Raw genomic sequence first — 16,993 nt, 5'->3', positions numbered from 1 at the left:
CGGCGCCCGCTGGTGCGGACCCCGCCTTCTTGGCTCTTTGCGCTTCCGCCTACTTACGGCCGACGAACCAGTCCTGAAGCTTCTTGAGCCTGGACTGGAGCTGTTCTTCATTCGCCTGCGCCACAGGCGGGCCGCCGCAGACTGTCCTCAGCTTCGTGTGGACCACACCATGGGGCGTTCCCGTCCGCGCGGACCACGCCGCCACGTTCTTGGCGAGCTCGTTCCGGAGATCCATCAGCATCCGGTGGTCCGGCACCAGCGGCGCCGCCGGAGCAGCGGAGGGGGCCTGCCGTTTCTTCCTGCTCTGCTGCTCGTGCTGACGCTGGCGCAGCAGCGTGCCCACCTGTTCAGCATCCAGCAGGCCCGGGATACCGAGGAAGTCCAGCTCGTCTTCGGAGCCGATGTCACCGCCGGTACCGAACTCGCCACCGTCGAACAGCACACGGTCGAAGGATGCTTGGGAATCCAGGGCCTCGAATTTACCCTTGGTCAGGCTGTCCGAGGCTTTGTCCTCGCGGTTGGCCTCGTCCATCAGGGAATCTTCCGGATTGAACAGGCCGTCGCCGTCCTCTTTCTCCGGCCGGTCCAGCGCGTGGTCCCGTTCGGCCTCCATGCTGTTGGCCAGCGCCATCAGCTGCGGCACGGATGGCAGGAAGACGGAGGCAGTCTCGCCCCTCTTCCGGGCACGCACAAAACGGCCCACGGCCTGGGCGAAGAACAGCGGCGTGGAAGTCGACGTGGCATACACACCCACGGAAAGGCGCGGAACGTCCACGCCTTCGGACACCATGCGGACGGCAACCATCCAGCGTTTGTCGCTCTCCGTGAATTCTTCGATCTTGCTGGACGCCTTGGCATCATCCGAAAGGATCACCGTGGGCGATTCGCCGGTGATCCTCTTGAGCTGGCCCGCGTACGCCCTGGCATCCTCGTGGTCCGTTGCGATCACCAGGCCGCCCGCATCCGGGACGGACCGGCGGACCTCGCTGAGGCGTTTGTCGGCGCCGGCCAGCACTGCCGGAATCCACTCCCCTGCCGGGTTTAGGGCAGTCCGCCAGGCCTGCGACGTGATGTCCTTGGTGACAGCCGACTCGCCGAGGGAGGCGGCCATCTCCTCGCCTCCACTGGTGCGCCACCGCATCTGACCCGAATAAGCCATGAACATCACGGGCCGCACCACGTGGTCACGCAGCGCATTGCCGTAGCCGTAGGTGTAGTCCGCCTTGGAACGCCGGATGCCGTCCCGGTCCTCCGCGTACTCCACGAACGGGATGGGCGACGTGTCGGAGCGGAACGGCGTACCTGTCAGGGACAGGCGCCGGACGGCGGGGTCGAATGCCTCGCGGAGGCCGTCACCCCAGGACAGGGCCTCCCCGCCGTGGTGGATCTCGTCCAGGATCACCAGCGTGCGGGCGGCCTCGGTCTTGGCACGGTGCAGCAAGGGCTTGCTGGCAACCTGCGCGTAGGTGACAGCGACCCCGACGAAGCCGCGGCCGTGCTGGCCGTCGGAATTCTTGAAGTTCGGATCGATGGCGATGCCCACCCGTGCCGCGGCGTCAGCCCACTGCCTCTTGAGGTGGTCAGTCGGGGCAACGATGGTCACCCGGTTGACGGCACCGGATTCGATGAGCATGGACGCCACACGGAGCGCAAAAGTGGTCTTGCCTGCGCCGGGCGTCGCGACGGCCAGGAAGTCCCGCGGACCCGCGCTGAAATAGCGGTCCAGGGCTTCCTGCTGCCAAGCACGGAGCTTCTGGGCGGTTCCCCAGGCTGCACGTTCCGGATAAGCCGGAGGCAGCGTGGGGCCGCCGAAGAGTGTCTCCGTCACTACTTGTTGTTGCCTGAGTCCCCGCCGGACCCCTTGCCGCCGTCATTTTCAGGCCGCAGGCCGTCGTAGACCTCTTTGCACATCGGGCACACAGGGAACTTCTGGGGATCGCGGCCCGGGGTCCAGACCTTGCCGCACAGGGCGATGACAGGCTCGCCGGTCAGCGCGGATTCCATGATCTTTTCCTTGCGCACGTAGTGCGAAAAGCGCTCACGGTCGCCGGGCTCCACTTCCTGGCGCAGTTCCTCGCGCTCGATGGTGGCCGTGGACGATCCGGCTCCGGAAAGCTCACGCATGGGGTCGTTTTCGAAAGGATCCGTCATGCTAGTCATGGCATCCATCTTAGCCGCTCCCGGCGGCCGGCGAAGGACGGCGCGGCGGCCTGCCGGGGCCCGCCAGGGGCCGGCGGCAACCCGCGCTACAGGCCCTGCCAGGCCGGTTTGTGGTCGTAGGAGTGGCGGTAATAGTCGGCGAGTTTCAGTGACGACGCCGCGGCCTCGTCCACGAGAATGGAAGCGTGGGGGTGCAGCTGAAGCGCAGAAGCAGGACAGATGGCGGCCAGCGGCCCTTCCACGAGGTCATGGACCGCCTGCGCTTTTTGCGCGCCTGTGGCCACCAGCACCGCGTGACGAGAGTCCAGGATGGTCCCCAGCCCCTGGGTCACCACGTGATGGGGAACCTCGGCGAGGCTGGGGAAGAAGCGGGCGTTGTCGCGGCGTGTCTGCTCGATGAGCGTCTTGATGCGCGTCCGGGAAGCGAGCGATGAGCCTGGCTCGTTGAAGCCGATATGCCCGTCGGTCCCGATGCCCAGCAGCTGCAGGTCCACCCCGCCGCGGTCCCGGATGGCGGCTTCGTAGGCCTGGCAGGCCGCGGGGAGGTCCTTCGCGCTGCCGTCCGGGCCGTGGACGTTTTCGGGGGCGAAGTTGACGCGTCCGGTGAAGTCCCGGCGGATGACCTCACGGTAGGACTCCGGATGGCCGGAATCCAGCCCAACGTACTCGTCCAGCAGAAAACCGTGCGCCCTGCTGAAATCCAGCACGCCCCGCTCGTGGCGCAACGCCAACTCGTCATACACCGGAAGGGGTGACGATCCCGTGGCCAAGCCCAGCACTGCATCGGGCTTCCGATGCAGGAGGGCCTGAATGGCATCCGACACAAGGGAGGCGATTTGCCTGCTCCCCGGAAGGATCACGACCTCCATGCTGCTCCGCCGCCTTTCGCTGTGGTAACCGCCCCGTGCTGTCCTGCGTGGCCGACTATCTGCAAGCCATCTTTCTGCCTAGTCAACCACGGCCGGCGCCGCCCCGGCAGGGCCATTCACCGGTTGACCGTCAGCTGAGCCAGCAGCTCCGGGCCGCGGGCATCGAACCAGCGGCCGCCGATGCGCACCCCCGCCACAAACAGCGCAATCCCGAGCAGCGGCCCGAGGGCTAAGTTGGCCCAGCCAAAGGCCGGATCACCGGTCACCATTTGGGCGATGACCAGGGCCGCTTCGGGCAGGGTCAGCACCAGCAGGACGCCCATGCCGCCGAATTGGACGGCCAGGGTCTGGGCGACATTACCGGGCGGTTTCTTGAACGGGCTGTCGCCGGGTAGCGGGACGGCGACCGTATAGCGCGCGGAAACCACGGAGGCGAGGCCAAGCCCGGTGAACAGGACGCCGAGCGACAGCCCCAGGATGGCCGGCAGCCATTCCCAGTCCCCGGTGAGGAAGAACGGCACAGTCGCGAGGACCAGCACGGCGGGCAAGGCAAAGGCCAGGCAGGCCAATGCACGCCCGAGACGGTCCTGCACGCCGCGCACTCCGGCTGCGAGATGCAGCGCGAATGCCGTGTTGTCGTAGGACACGTCGGAGGAGATGGACCACGCCAGGAGGAAAGCGGTGAGCGGGCCCGCGATCGTGATGACGCCAAAGTTGCCCGTCTGGCTCCCCTGGAACGCCAGAACCACGGGCAGGAGCGGAACGACCACCAGGGAACCGGAGTACCGCGGATCCCGGAACCAGTAAGTCAGCGAGCGGGCAGCGATGGCGCCCGTGGGCGTGGCGGGAAACAGCCCGAACAGTCCCAGCCGGCCACCCGTCCTGCGGGTGCTTCCGGCGTAGGGCGGGGTCACGAGGGCACGCTCGAGCAGGAACTTCCAGCACCAGGCAAGGCCGGCGAGCGTGGCCGCGGCGATCAGGAGCTTCAGCGCGGCCGCTCCGGGGTGTCCCGCCTCCAGCTCGCCGCCCAACGACCAGGCCGCGCCCAGCGGCGTCCAGGACAGGGTCCGCGCAAGGTCGGTCAGGAACGCGCCGGAACCTGCCGCTCCCTGCGCTATGCCCGCCATGATGGGACCCATCAGAACGAGCGGAACCATGAACGCCAATCCGCTGACATCCTTGAACCGCCGCGTGGCCGCCAGACTGGCTGTGGCCGTAGTGACCACCTTGGACAGCACAACGCAGGTCAGCACGCCGAGGACTGCACCAATAAGCGCTCCTGCGGCCGGCAGGATGCCCCGCGACCAGGTGCCCACCGTGGCCAGTGCCGCCAGCGCTGTGGCGAGTCCGGGAATGCCAATCAGGCCGCCCAAGGCAAGCCCTGCCAGCAGCTGGGGCATCGGGATGGCGGAAGTTGTAAAACGGGCCGGATCGAGCGTCATGTCGGCCGCAGATGCAATCAACGGAATGATCGCCCAGCCGAGCAGGGCCGCCGCGCCGCCCAGCACCACGACGGTCTGTGCAAGGAGGGGATCTTCCTGGCGCAGGAAGAGCAGCGCTGCAACACACGTGCCCACGATTCCCAGGGCGTACAGTCCGCCGATTGCGAGGCCAACGAGCTGCCAGGGGCTCCGCCGCAGTCCGTTCCGCAGGAGCGCCAGCTTGAGCCTCAGAAGGTGCGCAACCACTCGAGCCCCTCTGTCTGCACTCTTCCGCCCACCAGCTGGACGAAGCGCTCTTCAAGGCTCACTCCGCCGCGGACTTCCGCTACCGTCCCTGCGGCCAGTAGCCGGCCGCCGGCGACGACGGCAACGTGGTCGCACATCCGCTGGACGAGGTCCATGACATGGCTGGACACGATCACGGTGCCGCCGGTGGCAACATATCGGTCCAGGATGTCGCGGATGTTTGCGGCGGACACAGGGTCCACTGATTCGAACGGCTCATCCAGGACCAGCACTTTCGGTGCATGGATCAGGGCGGAAGCCAGGGCTATCTTCTTGGTCATGCCGGCTGAATAGTCCACCACCAGCGTTCCGGCGTCCCCGCTCAGGTCCAGCGCGGCCAGCAACTCCCCCACCCGGGCAGCAACAACATCCTTGTCCATGCCGCGGAGCAGTCCGGCGTAGGTGACGAGCTGTTCGCCGCTGAGCCTGTCGAAGAGCCGGACGCCGTCAGGCAGGACGCCCATCAGCCTCTTGGCCTCCAGCGGCCGCGCCCACACGTCGACGCCGTGGACCACAGCCGTGCCGAAATCGGGCCGGAGCAGGCCAGTGGCCATGGACAGCGTGGTGGTCTTGCCTGCACCGTTGGGGCCGACGATTCCGAAGAAGGAACCGGCGGGAACGTCCAGGCTGATGCCGTCCACGGCGATCTTGCTGCCGAAGCGCTTGGCCAGTCCCCTGATCGACAGGGCTGTAGGGGGAACACTCATGAATTCACCCTATCGGGGCGCGGTCCGCAGCGGGATCCCCCTCAGGTAGTAAGGCCATGCCCCGGCGGATCCTCCGCAAGGAGGAGGGCTGCCCGCCCATGACGTTCACCGGCCGATGAGGTTCACCGGCTGATGAGGTTCACCGGCTGATGAGGGTTCACCGTCGCCCAGCTTGCACTCAGAACGTGCGCCGCGGCACTGCGCGCTCGTACTGCGGCGCCCACCGCAGGTCATGGCCCAGTTCGAAGGCGGCGCGGAGCCACCAGTGCGGGTCCCGAAGCGCCGCCCTTGCAATGAACACACCGTCGGCCTGGCCGGTGGCAACTACGTGCTCAGCCTGCCCGGGTGAAGTCAACAGCCCCACCGTGCCCGTGGCGATGCCCGTTTCGCGGCGGATGCGCGCGGCGAAGCCGGTCTGGTACCCGGGTCCCGGCTGGATCTCCTGGTGCGCCACCGCGCCGCCGCTCGAGACGTCGATCAGGTCAACACCATGTTCGGCGGCCTGCGCTGCGAGCAGCACCGAGTCCTCAATGCCGATCCCGCCTTCGGCCCAGTCCGTGGCTGAGATCCTCAGCATCAGCGGCATGGACTCGGGGATCACCGCTCGCACAGCGTCGACGACGTCCAGCGTCAGCCTGTTCCTGCCGGCGGCATCCCCGCCCCAGGCGTCGGCGCGGTCGTTCACCAGCGGGCTCTGAAACTGGTGCAGCAGGTAGCCGTGGGCGCCATGGAGCTCGATGGTGTCGAAGCCTGCTTCGACGGCCCGGGTGGCGGCAGCCGCAAAGTCGGCGATGACGCCGCGGATGTCATCCTCCGTCATGTCCGCCGGCGCTGCGTAGCCGTCAAACGCGGCGGTGCCCGGCCCAACGGTGTCCCAGCCGCCGTCGGACGCCGGAACGGAACCCTTCTCCCCTGAAAACGGCCAGTAGGTGGAGGCCTTCCTGCCAGCGTGGGCGAGCTGGGCGCCGATCTTGGTGTCAGCCACGCCGTGGCGGTGCACGAAGCTGACGATCCGCTCCCAGCCGGCCGCCTGGTCTTCGTTGTAGAGTCCGGCGTCGCGCGGGCTGATCCGCCCGGCAGCGTTGACGGCTGCTGCTTCGGTGAGGATCAGGGCCGCCCCTCCGGCCGCAAACGAACCAAGATGCATGAGGTGCCAGTCATTGGGCACACCCGGGGCGGCCTCGGGGTCGCAGCTGTACTGGCACATGGGCGAGACCCAGCCGCGGTGCTGCAGCTCGAGGGAGCGCAAGGACAGCGGCCTGAACAGCGCCGGAACCGCCACTAGAACAGCACCCGGGCCAGTGCCTGGCGCGCCTTCGCCACGCGGCCGTCTGTTGTTCCGACGACGTCGAACAGCTCCAGCAGGCGCACGCGGGCGGTCTCGCGCTCGGGACCGAAATTCCTGCCGATGAAGCCCACGACACGGTTCAGGGCGTCCTCCACATGTCCGCCGGCAATGTCAAGGTCGGCAACCCCGAGCTGGGCCGCGAGGTTGTCAGGCTCGTCCGCCGCGACCTGCCGTAGGGCTTCGCCGTCCGGGCCGGAGAGCTGCTGCAGCCGGTCCATGAGCTCAACCTGCGCCAGACCGGCTTTGGCTTCTGCGTCGGCAGGCATCGCCGCGAGGGCCTGCCGGTAGGCGGTGGCGGCAGCGGCGTAGTCCCCTGCCTCGATGGCGTCGAAGGCTGCCTGGTGCAAAGGGGGCAGGGGGGCGGGTTCCTGCTCCCCGGGGGCCGCTCCGCCCACGTTGCCCGAAACGCCGTTGGCGGCGGCAACCTTAAGCAGTTCGTCCAGTACCGCGCGGATCTGCTGCTCGTCGGCCCCGCCCTGGAAAAGCGGTACAGGCTGTCCCTTGAGCACAGCCACCGCCGTGGGCACGGCCTGGACCTGGAAGGCCTGGGCCAGCTGGGGAAAGGCATCGATGTCTGCAGCACCGAGCACGAGCCGGCCTGCGTAGCTCTCAACGATCCGTTCCAGATCCTCAAGCACCCCGGCTGATTCCGGCGAATACGCTGCCCAGAGGGCGAACACTACGGGCACCTGGGCTGACAGCTCAACGAGGTCCTGGAAGTTGCCTTCCGTGACGGTGACCCGGAGCGCGGGCGCCTCGGGGCCGGCGTCGGGACCTGCAGCGACTCCGGCCGGTGGGGCGTCTGCCGGGCCGTTCCCGGCGGCAGGGCCTCCCGCCGGCGGGGCTGGCGGCACCTGGCGCTGCTTGAGGGCGGAAAGATCGACGGCGCCGCGGAGGTTGAGCTGGCTGGCGGCGGCTGGAGGGACAGGGCGGGATGCTGGCGAACTCATAGCTCCCACTCTAGCCACTCCGCCGCCGCGGGAGGCAACGTTGCCGCGGCCTGCGGCCAACGCGCCTACTTGAAGCTGGCTCCCACGAGCCCGCGCGTGGCGGCCACAAGCTTCATCGGGTCCTTCGAGCCTGTCGGCGGCACATAGACAGCCATGGATTCCGCAAAGTTCAGGACCATGCCGGTGGTGGTCTCTTTGCCGCCGGCGAGGACTGCCGCGTCATTGCCGATGGACAGCTTGTCGCCTTCGGCCTTGGGCGTGCCGTCGAAGTTGAACGTGAGGCGGCCGAGAACGAGTGCACCGCCGTCCGAGGTGCGGAACACCACGGTGCTGCCGGGAACGACCTTGTGGGTGAAGGCGAATTTGCCGTTCACGCCCGACTTCACGACATCCGCCTGATAGGACAGCGTGTCCCCGATGTACGGCGAAGACTCCCCTTCAACGAGCTTGTCCTTGAAGGTGGAATTCGACTTGGACAGGCGGTCAGCAAGGCCGGCCAGGGCCTCTTGGCCGCTGTAGAGCAGCCCCGACTTATCGCCCGGCGCCAGCGTCTCGGTGCCGTTGCGGGCAATCGAAGGGAAGGTCGTGCCGGGCTGGAGCGGGCTGGTGCCCACGAGTTTGTAGTTCTCGCGCGGGGACTTCTGCACCAGGGTCAGCAGCTGCGGCACCACATTGCCCTCGCCCTGGGTGACGGCGAGAACCGAACGAGGCCAGGCGCGCTTGCTCGTGACAACGGTGGTCAGGAGTTTCGTGGCGCGGACGGGCATGCGCGCATCGTAGGACGCCACTCGGGAACGGATTTTGTAGTTCTTTGTCCGCACCTCGAGCTCGGTGCCGGACACCCGGGTGGCGAGTTTCTTGGCGTCCTTGGCGGCATCGCCGGCATCCGTGGCACTGGCCACCTGCTCCAGGATGCGGCGGAACTGGGCGTCGAGGAGCACCGGGGCGTCGCCGGCGGCGGTGTTCGCGGAGGCCGAAGCCGTGGAGGATGCCTCCGGGGTGGCGGCAGGCTCAGGCGTCTTGCTGGCCTGTGCGGCCGCGCCGGTACCGGCAATGAGTGCCGCGGTCGACGCTGCGACGACAATGCTGAGCCGCGCCGAGGAACCGGTTCCGGTCTTTGTCCCTGCCTTGGCCTTGGTGCGCCTGGGGAAGAGACTGCCCACGCCGGCGGCGGAACCGCCCTGCCCCGGAGCCGTGCCCTTGGGCTTGAGCACCAGCAGCGCAACGCCGCCGAGCATGAGGAGTACCCCGATCACCATGAGCGGAACTGCCCACGGAGTGGAGGTGTCATTGGGAAAGGTCATCGAAATCGACGACGGCGCGGGCTTCGTGCCGTCGCTGGCCAGCAGAAGGGACCAGTCGCCGTCGGCCGGTGCCGACCAGGTGTAGTCCAGCTCGCCGCTCGCGTTTTCGGTCGAAACCCACAGATCCGATCCGGCAGGCGACGGCGCGGTGGCCTCACCGTCAGTGCGTTCCACCTGGAGCGACTTCTTGTCGTCGGACAGCCCGGTGACCGTGTTGTGTGCCGTCTTGCCTACCCAGGCATCCACGTCATCGGGCCGGCCCGCGGCCAGGAGGAAATTGCCCTCGCCCTTGACCTTGATGGTCACCGTTCCCCCTTCGAGGGTTCGGAGCTTCTGGTCTATAACGGTCAGCGGCGCGGCTTTCGCATCCGAGGGAACGGTGGCCGTCACGGTCTCGGCGGGGGCCCACACCGTCTTCTGCCCGATTCCGGCCAGCAGTGTCAGGAGGCCGAGCAGCACGAGTGCGACTGCAGTCTTGAAACGCAAAGGAATACCTATCATCAGCGGGGGTTTACTTTCAATAGTAACCGTTTTGTTACCAATCAGTCAGTTCAGGCCTCCGAAGACGCCTCCTGCAATCCCATGCAACAGTGCCCATCCGGGTATTCGCAAGGCTGCTGATAGTGTTTGCGATGATCATCACACCCGGCCCGCAGCCGCGGCGCCACAGACGGAAAAGGCATTAAAAGCAGTGACTGAACACACGGATCCGTCCATGCGCGGCCCGGAAGACCTGCCCAACGCCGACTCCCCCCAGGGCGCTCCCGGCGCGCCGGCCGAGCCCCAGAAGGCACGCCGGACAAGGGCCCGCCCGGCCGCTCTTGGAGCGGTGCTGAAACGGCTGCGCCAGCCCATTCCGGGCGCGCAGCCACGACTCCGGTTCGAAATGCCTCCGGAGCACCTGGACAGCATCGAGGCTGAGACGCCCGGCGCCGGGGACACCGCCCGATTCGGCGCTCCCGGTCCCCGGATCTCGGCACAGCACCCCCTGTACATGGGGTTCATGGGCACCGTGGGCGTCGGGCTTGCCCTCCTGGTGTACTGGATCGGTTCGAACACCACCCAGCTCCTGCTCTGGATCGTGGCAGCACTCTTTATAGCATTAGGACTTGATCCGGTGGTGCGCTGGCTGGAGACGCACAAAATCCCCCGGCCCGCAGGCATCGTGCTGGCAGTCTCTGTCCTGGTTCTGGCGGTCGTAGGGTTCTTTGCCACCCTCATCCCCACCATCGTCGAGCAGGTGACAGAGCTCGTTAAGCAGGCGCCAGTCTGGGTCCGGGACTTCGTCGATTCCGACTTCTTCCGCACCGTCGACAACCAGTTCGGAGTGCGCGACCGCATCAACGAGGAGCTGGATAAGTTCGTCAAGAATCCTGAGGCCATGGGCGGCATTTTCGGCGGCGTTGTGGGTTTCGGCTCCACCGTGGCGAATGGCCTCTTTGGGACGCTGATCGTGCTGGTGCTTAGCCTGTACTTCCTCGCCGCCCTGCCTGCAATGAAGAAGTGGGGGTACCGGCTCGCTCCGCGGTCCCGTCGGGCCAGGGTTGAGGCCCTGTCGGAAGAGATCACCCGTTCCGTGGGTAACTACGTGATCGGCCAGGCCGTGGTTGCGCTCCTGAACGCCACGTTCGCCTTCATCGTGATGTCCATCATCGGCGTTCCATTCGCCGTGCTGCTCGCCTTCGTGGTGGCGCTGCTGGCATTCATCCCGCTGGTGGGCGGAATGATCGCGGGCGTCGTGGTCACACTGATTACCCTCACCCTGGGCTGGCAGTCGGCGGTCGCGTACGCCATCTGCTACTTCGCCTACCTGCAGTTTGAGGCCTACTTCATATCGCCCCGCATCATGCAGAAAGCCGTCGCCGTGCCCGGTGCGGTGGCCGTGATCTCCGTGATTGCCGGCGGCAGCATCCTCGGCGTGCTGGGGGCGCTGATCGCCATCCCGACGGCGGCCGCCATCCTTCTCCTCCTCAAAGAGATCTACATCGTCCGCCAGGACAAGCACTAGCCGGATAAGCCTCAGGCTGTCAGCCCGGCGTCACCGCCTAAGCGGTGGCCGTCGCCACCGGTCCGTTCCATTCCTGGGGAAGTCCGGCGGCGCCGGAACCGTCGTGCGTCACGTCGTCAACGATCTCATTCAGCACCCGCGCGGCATGCTTCTCCCCCACCCAAAGGTGCTTGGCGCCGTCGACCCCCACTACCCGCGCCTGGGGCACAACGCCGAACCGCTCAGCGGCGGCGGCCGGCCGGAGGTAGTCGTCGTGCTCGGGCACGAGTACGGTGAGTGGTTTGCCCGAAGCCGCCCACTGCTTCAGGTGCACGTCGGTGGCCCGGTGCAGCGGGGGCGACAGGAGCACTGCACCTTCCACCTGCGAGGCCACCGGCTCAACGGCGCCGTACATGAGCGCAAGTTCGGTTCCGAACGACCAACCCACGAGCCAGCGGTTTGGGAGTCCCCTCTCGACGGCGAACCGTACCGCCGCCTCCACGTCATAGCGTTCCCCGATGCCTTCTTCGAACGCGCCCTCGCTGGTGCCCCGCGGCGACGACGTCCCCCGCGTGTTGAAGCGCAGCACTGCTACGCCGGCCAGCGCAGGCAGCCGGTACGAGGCCTTCCGGTAGACGTGGGAGTCCATGAAACCGCCATGCGTGGGCAAAGGATGCAGCGTGATCAGGGTCGCTGTGATCTCGCCCGACTCCGGCACGGCAAGCTCGCCCACGAGCGTCCGGCCGTCCTCGGTATGGATTTCGATGTTTTCGCGGCGGGCGGGCAGCACCGTTGAGGCGCGGATCGCCGCCGCTTCCGACGGCTGGCTGAAAACGTACGACGACGGGTCAAAAGTCATGCGTATCAGCTTAGCTTCCGCCGGGGGCCACTATGCCCCTGCCGGACTCCCCCGGCCCCAGCCTGCTGCCGCTTCCGGCCGCTGCCGTCCGGTCAGCGGTAACGGAAGTTGCGCGACGTCCAGCAGTTGGTGTGCCAGTGACGGCGCTCGGACAGGCCCGCCTCGGCACCGAACAGGTGGTCGTCGGCCCACACCACCAGATGGGCCACCCCCGCCTGCACGGCGGTGGAGCAGCCCGGGCAGATGTAGGCTTTCTCGGCATTACGGGCCGTCATCGTGCGGACCACCCACTCGCCGTCCGGGGCGCTTTCCCGCCGGGCAATGCCTGCCCTGGCCCGCTCGAGGTCAAGCTCGGGGACCGGCCCCGAACCGCGTTTGCCTCCCGCCGCGGGCTTTCCGGACGAGGAACGCCCTGCTGAGGTACGGCGGGGTCGGTTCGAACGCGGCATGCTTCCATTCTGCCCCAGGCGCCGCTACTCCCTTGCCCCGGAACCGCCCGCCCGCGGTGCCCGGTGGTCCTGCCAACGCGGTAGTGTGTACGGCGTGCGTCTTGTCATAGCCCGTTGTTCTGTTGATTACGTTGGCCGGCTCAAAGCCCATCTGCCCCTCGCCACGAGGCTCCTCCTGGTGAAGGCCGACGGCTCTGTGCTGGTCCATTCCGACGGCGGCTCCTACAAGCCGCTGAACTGGATGAGCCCTCCCGCCACGCTGCGCGTCTCGTCACCCGACGAAACAGACGTCGAGGTGGGGGTCGTTGAACAGTGGACCGTCCAGTCCGCCAAGACGGACGACAGGCTGATCATCAACATCCATGAACAGCTCCACGACACGTCCCATGAGCTGGGCCAGGACCCCGGGCTCATCAAGGACGGGGTCGAGGCAGATCTGCAGCGGCTGCTGGCCGAGCAGATCGAAACACTCGGCACGGGTTTCTCGCTCATCCGCCGGGAGTACTTCACGGCGATCGGTCCGGTGGACATCCTGGCACGGGACTCAGACGGTGCCACAGTGGCCATCGAGCTCAAGCGCCGCGGCGACATCGATGGCGTCGAGCAGCTGACCCGGTACCTTGAACTGCTGAACCGTGACCCGCTGCTGGCACCTGTCCGGGGGATTTTCGCCGCGCAGCAGATCAAGCCGCAGGCCCGGGTGCTGGCGAAGGACCGCGGCATCGACTGCATCACGCTGGATTACGACGCCATGCGCGGCGTGGATGACATCGAATCCCGGCTCTTCTGAGGTCCGCCGGACAGGTATCGCGTCGGTGATCAGGCGTTTACTTGGGATTTGTCCAATTTTTGTCCGATTCTGCGTTTTTCCCGTTGACCAGACCGTACTGTCATGAAATTCTTAGATCAGTCTTTGTGTAGGTGTTTTTTCATGCTCGCAAGACATGTTGCGAGCGCGAAGCTCCTGCAACGCATTTCCGGTCTGACCGGGGCTGCTGCCAGGATTCTTCTCGCGGAGTGACCAAGACCAGTACGAAGTGTGCTGGCCTTAAATTAGTTCCACAATGAGGAGAAATAAATGGCACAGGGAACCGTCAAGTGGTTCAACGCTGAAAAGGGCTTCGGCTTCATCACCCCGGACGACTCCGATGGCGATGTCTTCGTTCACTACTCTGAGATCCAGACGGGTGGCTTCAAGACCCTCGACGAGAACCAGCGCGTTCAGTTCGAGATCGGTCAGGGCGCCAAGGGCCCCCAGGCTACCGGTGTAACACTGGTCTAATCGAGGTTTCTATTCCCTGCGGGGAATCGCCTTGAAAAGAATGATCCTCGGCATTCGTGCCGGGGATCATTTTTTGTGCCACAAATATTTCAGGATCTGAAAGATTCGGAGGGCAGCAGTCAGCGCCACGTTCCAACGCCAATGACCGGGCCGGCTTCAAGCCAGGAAGAAAGGCCGGTATAGGCGTCAAACTTCATGGCCAGGAAAACATCCTGCCCCTCGTACTTCAGCTCCACGATCACGACGTCGGGCGGCACCTTGACCAGCTCGGCCTCGGTGGGCTGGCGCCGCCCCAGCAGTTCCAGGGAACTGCGGGTGAAGCGGTGACGGGGACGGACGCTCAGCGAGAGCAGCTTGAACCACTCCAGCTCATTGTCCTGATAACGACAAACCCCCATCTGCCAGCTCTTTCCAGCCGTGCAAATGGAGGCGTCAACCGTGCCCAGGGCGCGCCGCAGGTTGAAGCGGCGCACCCCGAAAAGGCACAGCGTGAAAATCAGCAACGCAAAGGCGGTTGCTAAGGCGATGAACGGAAAACCAGTAACGTCCATCAAGGTCGTGCTAGCGGATCCCCGCAGTGGCCGCGTCACCCAGCTGGGCGTTGTCAGCAACAATAACCACGCGGTTGTTGTCGACGGAGAAGAATCCGCCGTCAACAACTACAGCGATGCGGTCACCGGAAACCGGCTCAATAGCCATTTCACCTTCGGCCAGAATCGCCAGCAGGGGCGAGTGGCCGGGCAGGATTCCGATTTCACCATCGCTGGTGCGGGCCTTGACCATCTTGGCCGCTCCGGACCACACGAAGTGGTCCGCTGCGACAATCTCAACCTCAAGCTCAGCCATATTACTTGGTCTGTTCCTGGATCTTGGCCCACTGGCGCTCAACGTCATCCAGGCCGCCGACGTTGAAGAACGCCTGCTCTGCGATGTGGTCGAGTTCGCCGTCGCAGATGGCGGTGAAGCCCTCAACGGTGTCCTTGATGGAAACGGTGGAACCTTCGACGCCGGTGAACTGCTTGGCGGTGTAGGTGTTCTGCGACAGGAACTGCTGGATGCGGCGTGCACGCGACACGACGATCTTGTCTTCCTCAGAGAGTTCGTCAACGCCGAGGATGGCGATGATGTCCTGGAGTTCCTTGTTCTTCTGCAGGATCTGCTTCACGCGGACAGCCGTGTTGTAGTGATCCTTGCCGATGTACTGGGGGTCCAGGATTCGGGAGGTCGACGTCAGCGGATCCACTGCCGGGTACAGACCACGGGAGGCGATTTCACGGGAAAGTTCCGTGGTCGCGTCGAGGTGTGCGAAGGTGGTGGCCGGCGCCGGGTCGGTGTAGTCATCTGCGGGAACGTAGATGGCCTGCATCGAGGTGATGGAGTGGCCCTTGGTGGACGTGATGCGCTCCTGGAGGAGACCCATCTCGTCGGCCAGGTTCGGCTGGTAACCCACAGCGGAAGGCATGCGGCCGAGGAGGGTGGAGACCTCGGAACCTGCCTGCGTGAAGCGGAAGATGTTGTCGATGAAGAGCAGCACGTCCTGGTTCTGCACATCGCGGAAGTACTCCGCCATGGTCAGTGCGGACAGCGCCACGCGAAGACGCGTTCCCGGCGGCTCGTCCATCTGGCCGAAGACAAGGGCGGTGTCCTTCAGAACGCCGGCCTCTTCCATTTCAACCCAGAGGTCGTTACCTTCACGCGTACGCTCGCCGACGCCGGCGAACACCGAGGTGCCACCGAAGTTGCGGGCAACACGGGTGATCATTTCCTGGATCAGAACGGTCTTGCCAACACCGGCGCCACCGAACAGGCCGATCTTTCCACCCTTGATGTACGGGGTGAGGAGGTCGATCACCTTGATGCCGGTTTCCAGCATCTCGGTGGAGCCTTCAAGGGTTGCGAAGGCCGGGGCCTTGCGGTGGATGGCCCAGTGGTCCGAAGCCTGGATCTCGGACTCGTCAACATCCAGCGGCTTGCCGAGGACGTTGAAGATGTGGCCCTTCACGCCGTCGCCGACGGGCACGGTGATGGGCGAGCCGGTGTCCACTACGTTGGTGCCGCGGACGAGTCCGTCGGTAGCCTGCAGGGAGATGGCGCGAATGAGGTTGTCGCCCAGGTGCAGGGCGACCTCGAACGTGATGGTCTTGGTCTCACCGTTGAGAGTAATCTCCGTGGTGAGTGCGTTGTAAATCGAGGGGATTGCGTCAGCCGGGAATTCGACGTCGACAACCGGGCCAATAACACGGGCAATACGGCCGGTGGCACCGGACGTTGCGGCTACGTGTTCGGTAGCGGTGGCAGTCATCTCTCTCACTTCACTCAGTAGATGGCGTGGGGGTTAAGTTTATCTTTGGTGCAGGTACAGCTGGATCCGGAACCGTGCTGGCTAGGACGCATTCAAGGCGTCGGCGCCAGCCACAATTTCGGAAAGCTCCTGCGTAATTTCAGCCTGGCGGGCGGTGTTGCGCAGACGCGTGTACTTCTTGATGAGGTCCGTGGCGTTGTCGCCGGCAGACTTCATCGCCCGCTGACGGGCTGCGAGCTCGGAAGCTGCTGCCTGCAACATGGCCGCAAAAATCCGTGATTCGATGTACCTCGGCAGCAGAGCATTGAGAACCTGCTCCGACTCCGGCTCGAACTCATACAAGGGCAGCAGCTCCGATTCGGAGACAGGATGCTCTTCGACGACTTCAAGCGGAAGAAGACGAATGACCGTCGGCTCCTGGGTGACCATGGACTTGAACCGGGTGTAGACAATGTGGATCTCGTCCACGCCGCCCTCTTCGAAGTCGGTCGCGAAATCCTCCAGCAGCGCCGTACCGATTTCCCGGGCGGTCTCAAACTCTGGAGCATCAGTGCCACCGGTCCAGACCCGTCCATAGGGGCGGCCCCGGAAGTCGAAGTACGCCTGTGCCTTGCGGCCGACCAGGTAGGTCGTGACTTCCTTGCCGTCGGCGCGGAGCAGCTCGTTCAGGCCTTCGGCCTGCTTGAGTACGCTCGCCGAATACGAACCTGCCAGTCCACGGTCCGAAGTGATGACCAGGACTGCGGCCCGGCGGATGTTCTCCGGCTCGGTGGTCAGAGGGTGATCGATTTCGCTCTGGCTTGCAACGGCAGAAACGGCGCGGGTGATCGCGTTCGCGTAAGGCAGTGAAGCTGCTACGCGTGCGCGGGCCTTGCCGATGCGCGAGGTAGCGATCAGTTCCATCGCCTTGAAGATCTTGCGCATCGACGTCGTCGAGGCAATCTTCTGGCGGTAGACCCGAATCTGGGCTCCCATACTTATCCTTTCCTAAGATCCCGATGGCCGGGACTGCCGGAACCTTGAAGGGTTCCGGCAGTCCCTGCCAGCGA

At 65.5% G+C, this 16,993-nt stretch carries 17 protein-coding genes; 3 read left to right on the top strand and 14 right to left on the bottom strand.

Annotated elements, in window-relative coordinates; genetic code table 11:
• Positions 1-49 precede the first annotated feature (49 nt).
• The 8 genes from AC1DDG_RS01580 to AC1DDG_RS01545 form a co-directional block, all read right to left on the bottom strand.
• Positions 50-1,828 carry a DEAD/DEAH box helicase gene (locus AC1DDG_RS01580; RefSeq protein WP_476874706.1) on the bottom strand — a complete coding sequence of 593 codons (1,779 nt, stop codon included), beginning with the start codon at positions 1,826-1,828 and terminating at the stop codon, positions 50-52.
• A complete protein-coding gene (locus AC1DDG_RS01575; RefSeq protein ID WP_476874705.1) occupies positions 1,828-2,160 on the bottom strand; it encodes a DUF3039 domain-containing protein in 333 nt (110 codons plus the stop codon). Before AC1DDG_RS01575 ends, AC1DDG_RS01580 begins: the two co-directional genes overlap by 1 nt.
• An 86-nt stretch (positions 2,161-2,246) precedes the next feature.
• Entirely contained in the window at positions 2,247-3,029 is a 783-nt protein-coding gene (gene nagB, locus AC1DDG_RS01570; RefSeq protein ID WP_476874704.1) for a glucosamine-6-phosphate deaminase, read from the bottom strand.
• 116 nt (positions 3,030-3,145) lie between these two features.
• A complete protein-coding gene (locus AC1DDG_RS01565) occupies positions 3,146-4,717 on the bottom strand; it encodes a transporter (protein ID WP_476874703.1) in 1,572 nt (523 codons plus the stop codon).
• Positions 4,699-5,463, bottom strand: a complete 765-nt coding sequence (locus tag AC1DDG_RS01560; RefSeq protein ID WP_476874702.1) for an ABC transporter ATP-binding protein — start codon at positions 5,461-5,463, stop codon at positions 4,699-4,701. The genes AC1DDG_RS01565 and AC1DDG_RS01560 overlap by 19 nt, the downstream gene beginning before the upstream one ends.
• A gap of 178 nt (positions 5,464-5,641) precedes the next feature.
• Complete coding sequence (locus tag AC1DDG_RS01555; protein WP_476874701.1) at positions 5,642-6,745, bottom strand: NADH:flavin oxidoreductase/NADH oxidase; 1,104 nt, start codon at positions 6,743-6,745, stop codon at positions 5,642-5,644.
• Positions 6,745-7,761, bottom strand: a complete 1,017-nt coding sequence (locus AC1DDG_RS01550) for a co-chaperone YbbN (protein ID WP_476874700.1) — start codon at positions 7,759-7,761, stop codon at positions 6,745-6,747. Before AC1DDG_RS01550 ends, AC1DDG_RS01555 begins: the two co-directional genes overlap by 1 nt.
• Positions 7,762-7,826: 65 nt before the next feature.
• A complete protein-coding gene (locus tag AC1DDG_RS01545; protein WP_476874699.1) occupies positions 7,827-9,566 on the bottom strand; it encodes a hypothetical protein in 1,740 nt (579 codons plus the stop codon).
• A 190-nt stretch (positions 9,567-9,756) separates the two neighbouring features.
• On the opposite strand from AC1DDG_RS01545, the gene AC1DDG_RS01540 reads away from it, so the two are divergent.
• On the top strand, positions 9,757-11,073 hold the full coding sequence (locus AC1DDG_RS01540; protein ID WP_476874698.1) for an AI-2E family transporter: 1,317 nt from the start codon (positions 9,757-9,759) through the stop codon (positions 11,071-11,073).
• Positions 11,074-11,110: 37 nt separating this feature from the next.
• Here AC1DDG_RS01540 and AC1DDG_RS01535 read toward each other — a convergent pair whose 3' ends face one another.
• Together AC1DDG_RS01535 and AC1DDG_RS01530 are read right to left on the bottom strand one after the other, a co-directional pair.
• On the bottom strand, positions 11,111-11,911 hold the full coding sequence (locus tag AC1DDG_RS01535; protein ID WP_476874697.1) for an alpha/beta hydrolase: 801 nt from the start codon (positions 11,909-11,911) through the stop codon (positions 11,111-11,113).
• 92 nt (positions 11,912-12,003) lie between these two features.
• On the bottom strand, positions 12,004-12,360 hold the full coding sequence (locus tag AC1DDG_RS01530) for an ATP/GTP-binding protein (protein WP_230116901.1): 357 nt from the start codon (positions 12,358-12,360) through the stop codon (positions 12,004-12,006).
• Between the two features lie 94 nt (positions 12,361-12,454).
• Here AC1DDG_RS01530 and nucS point away from each other — a divergent pair, with 94 nt between their 5' ends.
• Both nucS and AC1DDG_RS01520 read left to right on the top strand, forming a co-directional pair.
• The gene (gene nucS, locus AC1DDG_RS01525; RefSeq protein WP_476874696.1) at positions 12,455-13,150 is read left to right on the top strand and encodes an endonuclease NucS; all 696 of its coding nucleotides are present in this window, start codon (positions 12,455-12,457) and stop codon (positions 13,148-13,150) included.
• 288 nt (positions 13,151-13,438) lie between these two features.
• Positions 13,439-13,642 carry a cold-shock protein gene (locus tag AC1DDG_RS01520; protein WP_011692441.1) on the top strand — a complete coding sequence of 68 codons (204 nt, stop codon included), beginning with the start codon at positions 13,439-13,441 and terminating at the stop codon, positions 13,640-13,642.
• 119 nt (positions 13,643-13,761) lie between these two features.
• Here AC1DDG_RS01520 and AC1DDG_RS01515 read toward each other — a convergent pair whose 3' ends face one another.
• The 4 genes from AC1DDG_RS01515 to AC1DDG_RS01500 all read right to left on the bottom strand — a co-directional run bounded on the left by AC1DDG_RS01515 (position 13,762) and on the right by AC1DDG_RS01500 (position 16,919).
• A complete protein-coding gene (locus AC1DDG_RS01515; protein WP_476874781.1) occupies positions 13,762-14,193 on the bottom strand; it encodes a DUF2550 domain-containing protein in 432 nt (143 codons plus the stop codon).
• A 10-nt stretch (positions 14,194-14,203) separates the two neighbouring features.
• Positions 14,204-14,488: a F0F1 ATP synthase subunit epsilon gene (locus tag AC1DDG_RS01510; RefSeq protein ID WP_205653639.1), complete on the bottom strand. Its 285-nt coding sequence runs from the start codon at positions 14,486-14,488 to the stop codon at positions 14,204-14,206.
• A gap of 1 nt (position 14,489) precedes the next feature.
• Positions 14,490-15,944, bottom strand: a complete 1,455-nt coding sequence (gene atpD / locus AC1DDG_RS01505) for a F0F1 ATP synthase subunit beta (RefSeq protein WP_209743680.1) — start codon at positions 15,942-15,944, stop codon at positions 14,490-14,492.
• Between the two features lie 81 nt (positions 15,945-16,025).
• Positions 16,026-16,919, bottom strand: a complete 894-nt coding sequence (locus AC1DDG_RS01500; RefSeq protein ID WP_476874695.1) for a F0F1 ATP synthase subunit gamma — start codon at positions 16,917-16,919, stop codon at positions 16,026-16,028.
• Positions 16,920-16,993 lie beyond the last annotated feature (74 nt).

Source organism: Arthrobacter sp. 10L430 (assembly GCF_056395245.1).
This window is presented reverse-complemented; position numbering and strand designations above follow the sequence as displayed.